We start from the raw sequence: 13,895 nt of genomic DNA, 5'->3' as shown, positions 1-13,895 counted from the left end.
TTATAATCAAACGATATGTTACTAAGAATAATTGCGTTGTAAATCTAAGCCAAATTTATTAACATTTGCAATCGTTCTGCACTTCAAATAATTATAATCAAAAGTGAATTACGGTAACTTGTAGTTCAACAGTGAAGAGAGCTTTTATGTCAACATTGGTATTAATTTGTGATGATTCCAAACTTGCGCGTCGGCAATTGGCCCGTTCGTTACCAGAAGACTGGGATATCAAAGTTGAATTTGCAGAGCACGGTTTAGACTGCCTTGAAAAAATCAAACAGTTCTCTCCAGAAATACTTTTCCTAGATTTAAACATGCCACATATGGACGGCTATGAAGTACTTCAAGCTATCAATGAGCAGCAATTAAATGTGCTTACAGTGGTTGTTTCTGGTGATATTCAGCCAAATGCCCATGAACGTGTGATGTCTTTAGGTGCAATTGATTTTATTCGAAAACCCTGTGATAAAGAAAAGCTGATAGAAATCATAGAGCAGCATGGTATTCGGGATAGAGCAATTCGTGAAAGCTTAGTTCATAAATTAGGTGAACAAGTAGACTCTGAATTACGAGACATTTATCAAGAATTAACCAACGTAGCAATGGGTCAAGCAGGTGATTTACTTGCACGATTACTAAATGTGTTTGTTGAATTACCAATACCAAATGTTAATGTCTTGGAAGTGAGCGAACTTCACATGGCGCTTCAAGCCATTGATGCAAATGCATCGACATCTGGCGTATGTCAGGGGTTTATCGGCGGCGGCGTGTCTGGTGAAGCCTTGCTATTATTAAATGACTCCAGCTTTAAAGAAATCGCCTCTTTAATGAATTACTCAGGGGAATTAAATAATAAGGTTGAGTTAGAGCTTTTGATGGATATTAGTAACATACTAATTGGTGCTATTTTGTCAGGACTGTCTCGCCAGCTAGATATGCCATTTAGTCAAGGACACCCGGTTGTATTGGGTCAACATTGTGAAGTGTCAGATCTGGTTAAAGCTAATAAAGGTCGTTGGCAAAGAACATTAGCGATTGAGATTAGCTACGGTATTGAAGATCACGATATTAAGTGTGACCTGATGCTGTTATTTACTGAGGATTCAATTAAGACCCTCAAATATAAAGTTGCTTATTTACTAGAAGAATAATCATATGCCTGCTGCAGATTTTGACATGAATGAAGTTCACTGGCTGATGGATATGTTCAACACAGTTGACGTCGGTCTAGTTGTGTTAGACAGAAATTATCAGGTCTGTGTATGGAATGGTTTTATGGAAAACCATTCAGGGCTATTACCGAGCGCGGTAAAAGACAAAGATATATTTGATTTATTTCCAAGCCTTGATGAGAAGTGGTTTAGAAGTAAAACAGAGCCTGTTTTTGTTTTAAAAAATCGCTCTTTCACTATTTGGGAGCAGCAACCTTATATTTTTAGGTTTAAAAATTACCGCCCGATCACAGGTAAAGCTGATCACATGTATCAGAACTCAACCATAATACCACTGACCACGCTTACAGGTGAAGTGAGCCATATTTGCCTAATAATATACGATGTGACGGATGAGGCGGTGAACAAGCAAGACCTTGAACTTGCTAACCGTCAGCTTGAAAAAATGAGCCGAACAGATAGCTTAACTAAGCTATCAAACCGAGGTTACTGGGAAGATCAACTTAAAAAAGAGTTTCTAAGATTACAAAGAAGCCAAGGCGCCAGTAGCTTGTTAATGTTTGATATTGATTTCTTTAAGAAAATCAATGATGAGTATGGTCATGGTGGCGGTGATGAAGCAATTAGGCATATTTCTGACCTGCTCAAGAAAACGTTAAGAGAATCGGATACTGCTGGTCGTTATGGTGGCGAAGAGTTTGCAGTTACTTTAGTCGATAACCCTCAAGAGGGGGCAGTGGTTTTCGCTGATAGACTGCGTTCTTTAATCGAAAAATCATCCATTTTTTATGATGATAAAGTTATTAAAGTCACTGTCAGTATTGGAGTCGCTACTTTTTCAAGCGATTTCCAAAAACATGAGGAATGGATTGAAGCGGCTGATATTGCTTTATACCACGCTAAAGAAACAGGGCGTAACCGCGTTGCTTGTTTTAGTAAAAAAATGAAAGAGTAAGCTGATTAAGTTCAGCTTACTTTTTTTACATCTTCTTCTTTAGGGCATTGTGCAATTGTTTCAACCATATCCGATTCATTCACTTGTTCAAGTCGAACAGTAAAACCCCAAAGTCTATAAAGGTGTTTAATCACTTCTGCTTTTGAGTCATGAAGTGGAATACCATTTTGTGGCACGTAGCGAAGTGTGAGAGATCTATCACCTCTCACATCAACGTTATAGACTTGTATATTGGGCTCATGGTTACTCAAATTGTACTGTGCGGAAAGAGCAGAGCGAACCTTTTGATAACCTTCTTCATTATGAATAGCACCGACCTCTAAATGTGGCGCTTTTTGTTTGTCGATAATGGTAAAGAGTTTGAAGTCTCTAATTAGTTTCGGGGATAAAAACTGGCTAATAAAGCTTTCATCTTTAAAGTTCTGCATAGCAAAATGCAGTGTATCAAGCCAATCTGCACCGGCAAACTCCGGAAACCAACGTTTATCTTCTTCAGTTGGGTTTTCGCAAATACGCCTAATATCTGTCATCATATTAAAACCAAGCGCATAGGGGTTTATACCGGAGTAGAATTTGCTATTGTAAGGCGGTTGAAAAACAACATTAGTGTGGCTTTGCAAAAACTCTAGCATAAACGCGTCAGATAATTTTCCTTCATCATATAAATGATTTAGGATGGTGTAATGCCAGAATGTCGCCCATCCCTCATTCATCACCTGAGTTTGTTTTTGCGGATAAAAATATTGCGATATTTTTCGAACTATTCTGATAACTTCCCGTTGCCATGACTCCAGTAATGGTGCATTTTTCTCAATAAAATATAGAATATTCTCTTGTGGCTCAGAAGGGAATCTTGGCTGATCTATCGTTTCTTCTTGTTGGTTTTTAGGAATGGTACGCCAAAGCTCATTTACCTGAGATTGTAAGTAGTCTTCCCGCTCCTTTTGACGCTTTTGTTCTTCATACATTGAAATCTGCTGGGGTCGTTTATATCTATCAACACCGTAGTTCATCAACGCATGGCAAGAATCAATTAGGTTTTCTACTTCATCAATACCATATTTTTGTTCGCACTCAGAAATGTAATTCTTGGCGAATAGTAGATAATCTATGATAGAAGATGCATCAGTCCAGGTCTTAAATAAGTAGTTGCCTTTGAAAAAAGAGTTATGTCCGTAACATGCATGCGCCATTACCAGCGCTTGCATGGGCAAAGTATTCTCTTCCATTAAATAGGCAATGCAAGGGTTAGAGTTAATAACAATCTCATACGCTAGGCCCATTTGACCTCGGCGATAATTTTGCTCAGTTTGAATAAACTTTTTACCGTAAGACCAATGACTATAACCAATGGGCATACCAACACTTGAGTATGCGTCCATCATCTGCTCAGCAGTGATCACTTCAATTTGATTAGGATAGGTGTCTAAACGGTAAAACTCTGCTACACGAGCAATTTCAGCTTGGTACTCTTCAAGTAGTTCAAATGTCCAGTCAGGACCATCGTTGATCGGATTATATGTCATAACCCCTCCTTAAGACTAAGCAGCGCCTTGGTGTTGTTTTTGGTTCTTTTTAAATAACTCTCTGAAGATTGGATAAATATCTTCAACACTTCGAATATGCTGCATGGCAAAGTTGCTATGCGTTTGCGCAATGCCCTGATATTCACGCCAAAGGCTTTGGTGAGCGCGAGTTGTTATTTCTATATAAGCGTAATAACGAACCGTTTTAAGCAGTTTATTGGTAAGAATATCTGTACAATGTGGTGAATCATCAGCCCAGTTGTCTCCGTCAGAAGCCTGCGCTGCATAGATATTCCAATCACCTTGCGAATAACGCTCTTTAACTATTTCATCCATGAGTTTAAGTGCGCTAGAGACAATGGTGCCACCCGTTTCTTGAGAATAAAAAAACTCTTGTTCATCGACTTCTTTTGCTTGGGTATGATGCCTAATATAAACGACTTCAATATCTTTATAGGTACGAGTTAGAAACTGGTAAAGTAAAATATAAAAACGCTTTGCCATATCCTTCGTAGCCTGATCCATTGAACCAGAGACATCCATTAAACAAAACATAACAGCTTTGCTTGTTGGGTGAGGGCGCTTTTCGTAATTACGAAAACGCAAATCGTAATTATCTATAAAAGGTACGGCTGCGATCTTACGTTTAAGCTCGTCTATTTCTAACTTAAGATTATTAATTTGATGTTCTGGAGGCACGCTCTCATTTAATAATGCCTCAAGCTCTTCTTCAGCCTCTTTTAATCGACGTTTTTTCCCAGCAGACATAGCCACTCTTCTAGATAATGAACCTTGCAGGGAACGAACAATATCTAGATTGCTTGGCATGCCATCATTACAAAAGCCTGCTCTGTGGGTTTTCATTTGCACTAATTTATCAAGTTGACTTTGTTGAAGGTTAGGCAGTTCTAAGTCTTCAAACAACAGGTCAAGATACTCATCTTTCGAGATTGAAAAAACAAAGTCATCTTGACCTTCACCTTGATCACTAGCTTCACCTTCGCCGCCACCTCCTCCTTGACCAGAAGGGGGGCGTTGTATTTTATCGCCAGTACTGAATTGATCATTACCAGGGTGGATCATATCACGATCCCCCCCTTTTCCTTGATGAAAAACAGGTTCACTGATATCACGCTGTGGTATTGAAATACTTTCACCACTGCTTATATCTGTGACGCTTCTCTTATTAATTGCATCTGATACTGCTTCTTTTATTTGCTTCTTATACCGTCTAATGAAGCGCTGACGATTCAACGTACTTTTATTCTTCCCATTCAGGCGACGGTCTATAAAATGTGCCATAAATCACCCTCCAAGAACTCACGCTTTACTGAGACTTTCTAACTCTTAAATACCATTCAGATAACAAGCGAACTTGTTTCTCTGTGTAACCTTTTTCAACCATACGATTTACGAAGTCTTCGTGTTTCTTCTGATCCTCGGCAGACGTTTTGGCATTAAATGAAATCACAGGCAGAAGATCTTCTGTGTTAGAGAACATTTTCTTCTCTATGACAGTGCGTAATTTTTCATAACTTGTCCAAACAGGATTTTCACCGTTATGGTGCGCTCTAGCTCTTAATACGAAGTTAACTATTTCATTTCTGAAATCTTTCGGATTCGAAATGCCGGCAGGTTTTTCTATTTTCTCAAGTTCTGCATTTAAAGCCGCTCTATCGAATAGCTGACCTGTATCAGGGTCGCGGTATTCTTGATCTTGGATCCAGAAGTCAGCATAAGTCACATAGCGGTCGAATATATTTTGACCGTACTCTGAGTACGACTCTAAATAAGCGGTTTGCAACTCTTTGCCAATAAACTCAACATACTGAGGAATTAAGTAGCCTTTTAGGTGGCTTAAGTAACGCTCTTGTACTTCTGCATTAAATTGCTCACGCTCAATTTGTTGTTCTAGTACATAGAATAAATGAACAGGGTTGGCCGCAACCTCAGCATGATCGAAATTAAACACACGAGATAGAATTTTGAATGCAAAGCGAGTAGATAACCCCGTCATACCTTCATCGACGCCCGCATAATCGCGATATTCCTGGTAGGACTTAGCTTTTGGATCTGTATCTTTTAAGCTCTCACCATCATACACTCGCATTTTAGAATAAATGCTGGAGTTTTCAGGCTCTTGCAATCTTGAGAGCGACACGAATTTTGCAAGGGTTTCTAGGGTGCCTGGTGCACAGGGCGCGGAAGAGAGTTCGCTATTATCTAAAAGCTTTTGATAAATTTTGACTTCTTCAGACACTCTCAAGCAATACGGCACTTTTACGATGTATACACGATCTAAGAATGCCTCATTATTTTTATTGTTTTTAAAACTTTGCCATTCAGACTCATTGGAGTGCGCCAATATCATGCCGTTGTATGGAAGCGCTGAAATGCCTTCTGTACCGTTGTAGTTGCCTTCTTGAGTTGCAGTTAACAAAGGGTGAAGCACTTTAATCGGTGCTTTGAACATTTCAACAAACTCCATAAGGCCTTGGTTTGCCAAACACAGTGAGCCTGAATATGCATAAGCATCTGGATCATTTTGTGCGTAATGTTCAAGTTTTCGAATATCTACCTTACCAACCAGAGCAGAAATATCTTGATTGTTTTCATCACCAGGTTCAGTTTTCGCAATCCCAACCTGATCTAAAATAGACGGATAGCGTTTAACGACTTTGAATTGAGTGATGTCTCCACCAAACTCATGTAAGCGCTTAGTCGCCCAAGGAGACATGATTGTTTTTAAATAACGAGGCTTAATACCATATTCTTTCTCTAGTAAGTTTGCATCCTCTACAGGATTAAACAAAGAAAGGGGGTGGTCGTTAACTGGAGACCCTTTGATGGCATAAATAGGAACTTGCTGCATTAGATATTTCAATTTTTCTGCAATCGACGATTTACCACCGCCAACCGGGCCGAGAAGATAAAGTACTTGTTTACATTCTTCTAAACCTTGCGCAGCATGTTTTAAATATGAAACGATTTGTTCAATGGCCTCTTCCATACCATAAAATTCGCTAAAAGCTGGATAGCGAGCAATTACACGGTTTGAAAATAACCGGCTCAACCTTGCATCTGTTGAAGTATCAACCATCTCAGGCTCACCAATAGCCATGAGTAATCGTTCTGCTGCACTTGCATACGCTGATTTATCGTTCTTACAGATTTCTAGAAATTCAGCGATTGAATATTCTTCTTCTTGGGAAGCTTCATATCTGGCTTGATAATGTTCGAATATTGTCATAACGACCTCCAAATAACCTGTGTGAGCTTTAGAATGAGAAACTATTTAATAGTAAAAGGTATAACTAAAGCTTAGACATGAAATTAGGAAATTGCCTAAAAAATCCAGATATTTAATTGATGAATGGCAAAGAGGGAAGTATAAAAAAAGGCGTCCATAGACGCCTTTATTCAGTTATCTGCAATGAAAGAGATGTTAAGCCAGGTTGCTGTTAGCAAATTCCCAGTTAACTAGTGCCCAGAAACCTTTTAGGTATTCAGGACGAACATTGCGGTAATCGATATAATAAGCGTGTTCCCAAAGGTCAACAGTTAGGATAGGCGTTACACCTTCTTCTGTTAAAGGAGTCGCTGCATTTGAAGTATTTACGATATCTAGTGAACCGTCAGCTAGTTGTACTAACCAAGTCCAGCTTGAACCGAAGTTGTTTACTGCTTTATCGTTGAAAGCTTCTTGGAATGCTGCGAATGAGCCCCATTTCGCATTAATTAGTTCAGCAACTTTACCAGTTGGCTCGCCACCTGCATTTGGTGCAAGGCTGTGCCAGTAGAAAGTGTGGTTCCAGATTTGTGCTGCGTTATTGAAAACGCCGCCTTCAGAGCTGCATACTACTTCTTCAAGAGTTTTCTCTGCAAAGTCAGTACCTTCAACTAAACCATTTAATTTCACTACATAAGTGTTGTGGTGCTTACCGTGGTGAAATTCTAAAGTCTCTTTAGAAATATGTGGTTCTAGCGCATCGATTGCATAAGGTAATGACGGTAGTTCAAAAGCCATGGTTATCTCCATTTGTTATGTATTTTGCTAATTACGACTGAAACATAGACTACTGAGGTCCAGATTTCTATACGAATTAACTTTATAGTGATACTATAATTCCTGAGTATTTTACTCAAGTTTAGGCAAACAGCAATGGCGTAGTTAGAGACTATTTGTTTTATTTGCCAAAAATGCGTGTTTTACCACGCAACGAATTCGATTTTTCATGGCTACGCATCGTCACATAGAGGTTAATAAATGGAAACCATTGATAAAATTAAGCAACAAATTTCTGAAAACCCAATCATTCTATATATGAAAGGCTCACCTAAATTGCCTAACTGTGGTTTTTCTTCACAAGCATCTCAGGCATTAATGGCTTGTGGTGAACAGTTTGCTTATGTTGATATTCTTTTAAACCCAGATATTCGTGCTGAGTTACCTCACTATGCGAACTGGCCGACTTTCCCTCAACTTTGGGTTGAAGGTGAGTTAATCGGTGGTTGTGACATTATTTTAGAAATGTTCCAAAAGGGTGAGTTACAGCCGTTAATTAAAGAAACTGCTGACAAATATAGAGATGAAAGCGAAGAGGCTTAATCTAATTTATTCAATACCAAGAGCTCGAACTGATGTTCGGGCTTTTTTTTGTCTGAATTTTACTTAAATAAAAAATGGGCAAAAAAAAAGCCCGCTAAAAAAGCGGGCAAAACAACAAGTTGAAGGAAGTAATAAGGGAACATTAAATACATAAAGTTGTATCTAACTAAGCAATACGACAAATCAGGAATCATATTGCTAAAAACTGTTTCGGTAAGTTGTCTTACTGGAACGGGATATATAATACGAGTTCTATGATTTGTTATCAAACTAGAAAATTTATAGATTTCAGATAAAAAAATCTAATGTGACAGGGTTTTTATTTGTTTTTCACACTATCTTAAACCTACCTGTTGTTTGTTATGTGTATGATTTAAAAGTAAATGATATATTTTGAACAAGTTTTTTGTAATTAGTTTTATTGTTGGAAATTGGTATTACCAATGGGTTTTTGAGGGTTTATTCATTTATTTTGAATAAGAGCTTTGATTTATGCATTATCTTCTCATAAATAAGCGCCTATTCATTTTGCTATTTTATTATGGAACTTTTATTTCGGTTGGATAACTATTACTTACACTGAAATAAAACTTTGACGACAACATAAAGGTAAATTCTAAAGTGGTTTTTGAACAGTAAGCATCAAATTTGAGAAAGGAAACCAGTAGGTTAGTAAGATAAGAATGCTATTTAAACAGTTTGTCGTTAAATCACTTCAATTCGTAGTAATCAGATTGTCAGCGCTGCAATGTCTGGGTAAACTAAATGAACTATTGGCTTGTGGCATTGTCGATGAATAAGCTAATGGCGCTGAATGCCCAAACACAACTATTTTAGGAGTATTACAACGTGGAATCGGGTCTAAATTTCATTGATCTTATATTAAAAGCAAGTTTATTGGTTCAACTGGTTATGTTGACGTTAGTGGGTATGTCGATAGCTTCTTGGGCAATTATTTTTCAGCGCAAGTCAATTATTTCAAAAGCCATGCATGATACTAAAAAGTTCGAACAAAAATTTTGGTCAGGCATGGAACTTAGTAAGTTGTATAACGAAATTAGTGCACGCACAGGTAGTCCAGCAGGTTTAGAAGCATTATTTGTGTCAGGCTTTAAAGAGTTTGCAAGACAAAAGAAAAGTTCGAATCAAAGCACGGGCCTTGTCATTGAGGGTACTCACCGCTCAATGCGCGTGGCACTTTCAAGAGAAGTAGAGAAACTAGAATCAAGTCTTTCATTTTTGGCAACAGTAGGTTCAATTAGCCCTTACATCGGCTTATTCGGTACAGTGTGGGGTATTATGAATGCCTTTATTGCATTGGGTGAAGTGCAGCAAGCAACACTACAAATGGTTGCGCCAGGTATTGCTGAAGCACTTATTGCAACAGCTATTGGCTTATTCGCTGCGATTCCTGCTGTTATGGCGTATAACCGTTTTGCAAAGAATGTAGAAAAGCTTGAAAGTCATTACATTAACTTTATGGAAGAGTTTGCGAATATTCTTCATCGCCAAGCTGCAAATTCGGTAGAGGCCAAGTAATATGTACTTACGTAAAAAACGACGTCCGGTTGCAGAAATAAACGTGGTACCGTACATCGATGTTATGTTGGTACTTCTCATTATTTTTATGGCGACAGCGCCACTGATTACTCATGGTGTAAAAGTCGACTTGCCTAAGATGTCAGAGTCTGATTTGGTGGAAACAAAAGAAGCACCACCTATTATAGCCAGTATTGATGCAGAGGGTCGCTATTACGTGAGTGTAGGCACTGATCCTGAGGCACCTATGGATGCAGTTGAGGTTGCTGCTGTGATCAAACTTAAGCTTCAGCAAAATCCTGAAACCCCTGTTTTAATAAAAGGCTCGGGTCGTGTGTCTTATCAAGAAGTGCTTCTATTAATGGATTTCTTGAAAAATGCAGGCGTGCCGTCAGTAGGGTTAATGACCAAGTCGTTTGAGGAGTAGTGATGGAATCATTAACCAGCGGATTTGTTAAGTCGTTTCTACTTCATATTGCCTTAGGTGGTTTTTTGTTTGCTACGGCAAATTTTGAAATGCCGACACCTACAGTCATGCAGGTTCAGCTAAATCCAGTTGTTGAGGAACAAGAAGAAAAAGTGGTCTCTGCTGTATCAGTTGACCAGAAACTAGTAGAGCAAAAGATTGCTGAACTAAAGCAGCAAGAAGACAATAAAAAACGTGCTGAAGAAAAACGTATCAGAGATCTCGAAAAACGTGCGCAACAAGCCAGAAAAGAGCGAGAAGCTGAAGCGCGTCGAATCAAAAAATTGGAGCAGCAAAGGTTAGCTAAGCTAGAAGAAAAGCGTAAAGCTGAAGCTCAAGCAAAGAAAGCCAAAAAGATTGAAGAGAAGCAAAGAGCGGATGCTGAAAAAGCTCGCGCTGAAAAGCTCGCTGCAGAAAAAGCCGCGAAGGCTGCTTCAGATAAGCGAAAAGCCGAAGAAGATGCATTGCGCAAAGCTGAAATTGCACGTAAAAAACGTGAAGAAGATGAAAAGCGCAGAGCAGAAGAAGCTGAAAAAGCACGTTTGAAGGCTCTTGAAGAGCAACTACTTCAAGAGCAACTAGCACAAGAACAAGCTGCTCGAAATAAACTAAGAAAGCAGCAAGTGATGGGCGAAGTTGAAAAATTTCAGGCACTAATCTCTCAACGCATTCAGTCAAATTTATTGACCGATGAAGCGATGAGAGGTAAAGAGTGTCGTGTAAATATTCGACTTGCTTTTAATGGCTTAGTAACAAGTGTAAAACCTCTAGGGGGGGACAAACTTGTTTGTGATGCTGCACTTAGGGCTATTCGTTTAGCGGATACTTTACCTGTTTCCAAAGATAAAGATGTGTTTGAACAACTCAAGAATATCAACTTAACAATTAAACCAGAACTATAAGGAAAACTATGCTCAAGCGATTCAAAGTATTATTAGTTTGCTTAGTTTTATCTATTCAAAATTATGCTTTTGCGGCTCTTGAAATTGTCATTACCGAAGGGGTAGACAGTGCAAGACCTATTGCCATCGTTCCGTTTAAATTCGAAGGTGTAGGTGAGTTACCTATGCAATTAAGCGATGTTATTGCAGCTGACTTAACAAGAAGTGGTAAATTTAAACCTCTTTCATTTGCAGATTTGCCTCAATTGCCTTCTACAGATGAAGACATTGACTACGATGCATGGGTATCTAAAGGCGTTGAAGCAGTCTTAGTCGGTTCTATCACTCAACAACCGGGTGGTCGTTACTTGGTTAAGTATGAGTTAATTGATGTGATCAGAGCGCAAATCACCGGTGGCGAAACGCGTATGATGACCAATGGTCAGTTAATGAAAAGTCAGGATCATATTCAAGAGTCTCGCCAGTCGATCATTAATGAAGCGGGTTTTAGAAGTTATGCGCACCAAATCAGTGATGTAGTTTATGAATCACTAACAGGTGAAAAAGGGGCGTTTAGAACTAAAATTGCTTATGTCATTGTACGAGAAAATACAGATAAGCCTTACCAACTGGTTGTAGCGGATTATGACGGCTATAACGAGCAAGTATTGCTTCGTTCAAATGAGCCATTAATGTCACCAGCTTGGTCACCAGATGGTACCAAACTGGCTTATGTCACTTTTGAAAACCGTCAATCTCAAATCGTTATGCAAGACCTATATACGGGTAAGCGAGATATCATAACTAGCTATCCGGGTATAAATGGTGCGCCACAGTTTTCTCCTGATGGTACAAAGTTACTTATTGTTCTTTCTAAAGACGCAGGTGGTGCAACTGAGGTTTACCTATTAGACTTAAAAACGCGAAAAGAAACGCGCTTAACAAAGCACAGAAGTATAGATACTGAACCGTCTTGGCACCCGAATGGCAAAGAAATTGTCTATACATCGGAAAGGGGTGGTAATGCTCAGATATATAAGTTAAATTTACAAACTGGTAGATCTAAGCGTGCTACCTTTGATGGCGATATGAACTTAGCGGGTTCAATTACACCAGATGGCAAGCAACTTGTTATGGTGAATAGAACATTAGGAAAGTACCATATTGCGAAAAAAGAATTAAATTCAGGGTTATTCCAGGTGCTAACGCGTACTCGTTTAGACGAGTCACCAAGTATTGCGCCGAATGGCTCTATGATTATGTATAGTACCTTGTACAATAACAAGCAGGTATTAGCTCTGGTTTCGATGGACGGCAGATTCAAAGCACGTCTACCTGTTACTGATGGACAGGTTAAGGCACCAGCATGGTCACCTTTTTTACAGTAGTTTTACTGGTATAAATTTTTGATATAGGAATATACTCGATGCAACTTAACAAAACCTTAAAAGCTTTATTGGTCGCTTTACCAGTAATGACACTTGCAGCATGTAGCTCATCTTCAAGCGTTGACGAAAGTGCTGCAAATCAAAATAATGGTGCTAACGCATCACAATCTGGTAGCAATGTAGAAGTTAACACTTTAACACCAGAGCAAGCTGCAGCTGAGAAACTACAACAGAAATATGAAGCGCTTCGTCAAGAGCAAATCGTATACTTCGACTTCGATAAATCAAGTATCCGCGGTCAGTATGCTGAGTTACTTCAAGCACACGCTGATTTCTTAGTAAAAAACCCAAGCGTTAAAGTACTAATCGAAGGTCATGCTGATGAGCGTGGTACACCTGAGTACAACATTGCACTAGGTGAGAGCCGTGGTAAGTCAGTTGCTAAATACCTACAAAGCCTAGGTGTTTCTGACAGCCAAATCTCTGTAGTGAGCTACGGTGAAGAGAAGCCAATGGTTAAGTCTCGCACTGAAGAAGCTTTTGCTAAAAACCGTCGTGCGGTTTTAGTTTACTAATTTGAAAGAGTGATTATGAAGCCGAAATATATTTTGGCAGCCATAATGATGAGCGGGAGCACCCATGTATGGGCTGCTCCCGCTCCTGTATCTGAGGCTGCAAATTCAACCCAAACAATTGAACAGCGTTTAGCTCAGCTAGAAAGCATGATGAAAACGCGTAACTTGTTGCAAGTCGAACTCCAGCAGCAACTTAATTTGCTGCAAGATGAAGTATCTCAAGTAAGGGGGGTGACAGAGGAGCAAAGTTATAAACTTGAAAAAGTATTACAAAGACAACGAGAGCTGTATCAAGAAATTGAAAATCGCGTGTCTAAAGTTTATGAGCAATCTAGTGCAACGACATCTTCCGATGTTGTGGTTGATAACTCACAAGCGATCAGCAGCGATTTATCAGAAAACGAAGCCTATGACCGAGCAGTTGCTTTGATCATGAAGGACAAGCGTTATGATGCTGCTATTCCAGAATTACAAAACTTTTTAACCGCTTTCCCTAATTCTGTATATATGCCAAATGCGCATTATTGGTTAGGACAGTTATTTTCTATCAAGAATAACGACGCACAAGCGCGGATTCACTTCCAAGATGTTGTGAGTAATTATCCGAATTCAAATAAACGTCCTGATGCTTTATTAAAGCTAGGTATTATCTTCCAAAAAGAAAACAACTTTGAAAAAGCCAAAGAGTTGTTAAATACTCTAATTAAAGAATACCCAAGTACGACTGCTGCAAAATTGGCCACAGAACGTCTTGGTAAGATGTAATGGCATAATATTTTGCCAG

General features: G+C 39.0%; 13 protein-coding genes. 9 read left to right on the top strand and 4 right to left on the bottom strand.

The window, feature by feature from the left end; genetic code table 11:
- Positions 1-146: 146 nt before the first annotated feature.
- Positions 147-1,151 carry a response regulator gene (locus ACXAC4_RS09970; RefSeq protein WP_349286142.1) on the top strand — a complete coding sequence of 335 codons (1,005 nt, stop codon included), beginning with the start codon at positions 147-149 and terminating at the stop codon, positions 1,149-1,151.
- Positions 1,152-1,155: 4 nt separating this feature from the next.
- Positions 1,156-2,127, top strand: coding sequence for a sensor domain-containing diguanylate cyclase (locus tag ACXAC4_RS09965; protein WP_475161043.1), 972 nt, complete (start codon positions 1,156-1,158; stop codon positions 2,125-2,127).
- 11 nt (positions 2,128-2,138) lie between these two features.
- Here the strand turns inward: ACXAC4_RS09965 and ACXAC4_RS09960 are convergent, their stop codons facing one another.
- The 4 genes from ACXAC4_RS09960 to ACXAC4_RS09945 all read right to left on the bottom strand — a co-directional run bounded on the left by ACXAC4_RS09960 (position 2,139) and on the right by ACXAC4_RS09945 (position 7,680).
- A complete protein-coding gene (locus ACXAC4_RS09960; protein WP_138482057.1) occupies positions 2,139-3,653 on the bottom strand; it encodes a SpoVR family protein in 1,515 nt (504 codons plus the stop codon).
- Between the two features lie 15 nt (positions 3,654-3,668).
- Positions 3,669-4,955: a YeaH/YhbH family protein gene (locus ACXAC4_RS09955; RefSeq protein ID WP_475161038.1), complete on the bottom strand. Its 1,287-nt coding sequence runs from the start codon at positions 4,953-4,955 to the stop codon at positions 3,669-3,671.
- A 25-nt stretch (positions 4,956-4,980) separates the two neighbouring features.
- Complete coding sequence (locus tag ACXAC4_RS09950) at positions 4,981-6,903, bottom strand: PrkA family serine protein kinase (RefSeq protein ID WP_349286138.1); 1,923 nt, start codon at positions 6,901-6,903, stop codon at positions 4,981-4,983.
- 195 nt (positions 6,904-7,098) lie between these two features.
- Entirely contained in the window at positions 7,099-7,680 is a 582-nt protein-coding gene (locus ACXAC4_RS09945) for a Fe-Mn family superoxide dismutase (RefSeq protein WP_349286137.1), read from the bottom strand.
- 240 nt (positions 7,681-7,920) lie between these two features.
- Here ACXAC4_RS09945 and ACXAC4_RS09940 point away from each other — a divergent pair, with 240 nt between their 5' ends.
- The 7 genes from ACXAC4_RS09940 (at position 7,921) to ybgF (ending at position 13,876) form a co-directional block, all read left to right on the top strand.
- Positions 7,921-8,262: a Grx4 family monothiol glutaredoxin gene (locus ACXAC4_RS09940; RefSeq protein WP_058030084.1), complete on the top strand. Its 342-nt coding sequence runs from the start codon at positions 7,921-7,923 to the stop codon at positions 8,260-8,262.
- An 849-nt stretch (positions 8,263-9,111) separates the two neighbouring features.
- Positions 9,112-9,801 (top strand): protein TolQ, encoded by a 690-nt coding sequence (gene tolQ / locus ACXAC4_RS09935; RefSeq protein ID WP_421962834.1) that lies wholly within the window; start codon positions 9,112-9,114, stop codon positions 9,799-9,801.
- Position 9,802: 1 nt separating this feature from the next.
- Positions 9,803-10,228, top strand: coding sequence for a protein TolR (tolR, locus tag ACXAC4_RS09930; protein ID WP_058030082.1), 426 nt, complete (start codon positions 9,803-9,805; stop codon positions 10,226-10,228).
- 2 nt (positions 10,229-10,230) lie between these two features.
- On the top strand, positions 10,231-11,169 hold the full coding sequence (gene tolA, locus ACXAC4_RS09925; RefSeq protein ID WP_390440783.1) for a cell envelope integrity protein TolA: 939 nt from the start codon (positions 10,231-10,233) through the stop codon (positions 11,167-11,169).
- Positions 11,170-11,177: 8 nt separating this feature from the next.
- Entirely contained in the window at positions 11,178-12,536 is a 1,359-nt protein-coding gene (gene tolB / locus ACXAC4_RS09920) for a Tol-Pal system beta propeller repeat protein TolB (protein ID WP_390440781.1), read from the top strand.
- Positions 12,537-12,574: 38 nt separating this feature from the next.
- A complete protein-coding gene (pal, locus tag ACXAC4_RS09915; protein WP_138482044.1) occupies positions 12,575-13,111 on the top strand; it encodes a peptidoglycan-associated lipoprotein Pal in 537 nt (178 codons plus the stop codon).
- A gap of 15 nt (positions 13,112-13,126) precedes the next feature.
- Complete coding sequence (ybgF, locus tag ACXAC4_RS09910; RefSeq protein ID WP_349286133.1) at positions 13,127-13,876, top strand: tol-pal system protein YbgF; 750 nt, start codon at positions 13,127-13,129, stop codon at positions 13,874-13,876.
- Positions 13,877-13,895 lie beyond the last annotated feature (19 nt).

The sequence above is a fragment of the Pseudoalteromonas sp. AWM4_233 genome (assembly GCF_056158285.1).
Note: the sequence above shows the minus strand (reverse complement) of the source record. Positions and strands in the feature narration are given on the sequence as shown.

Bases quoted from the DNA above. Each gene is read 5' to 3' on its own strand.
- ACXAC4_RS09965 (WP_475161043.1), top strand. From the start codon at position 1,156: ATGCCTGCTGCAGATTTTGACATGAATGAAGTTCACTGGCTGATGGAT.
- ACXAC4_RS09950 (WP_349286138.1), bottom strand. From the start codon at position 6,903: ATGACAATATTCGAACATTATCAAGCCAGATATGAAGCTTCCCAAGAA.
- tolR (WP_058030082.1), top strand. From the start codon at position 9,803: ATGTACTTACGTAAAAAACGACGTCCGGTTGCAGAAATAAACGTGGTA.
- ybgF (WP_349286133.1), top strand. From the start codon at position 13,127: ATGAAGCCGAAATATATTTTGGCAGCCATAATGATGAGCGGGAGCACC.
- ACXAC4_RS09960 (WP_138482057.1), bottom strand. From the start codon at position 3,653: ATGACATATAATCCGATCAACGATGGTCCTGACTGGACATTTGAACTA.
- ACXAC4_RS09940 (WP_058030084.1), top strand. From the start codon at position 7,921: ATGGAAACCATTGATAAAATTAAGCAACAAATTTCTGAAAACCCAATC.
- ACXAC4_RS09955 (WP_475161038.1), bottom strand. From the start codon at position 4,955: ATGGCACATTTTATAGACCGTCGCCTGAATGGGAAGAATAAAAGTACG.
- tolB (WP_390440781.1), top strand. From the start codon at position 11,178: ATGCTCAAGCGATTCAAAGTATTATTAGTTTGCTTAGTTTTATCTATT.
- ACXAC4_RS09945 (WP_349286137.1), bottom strand. From the start codon at position 7,680: ATGGCTTTTGAACTACCGTCATTACCTTATGCAATCGATGCGCTAGAA.
- tolA (WP_390440783.1), top strand. From the start codon at position 10,231: ATGGAATCATTAACCAGCGGATTTGTTAAGTCGTTTCTACTTCATATT.
- ACXAC4_RS09970 (WP_349286142.1), top strand. From the start codon at position 147: ATGTCAACATTGGTATTAATTTGTGATGATTCCAAACTTGCGCGTCGG.
- pal (WP_138482044.1), top strand. From the start codon at position 12,575: ATGCAACTTAACAAAACCTTAAAAGCTTTATTGGTCGCTTTACCAGTA.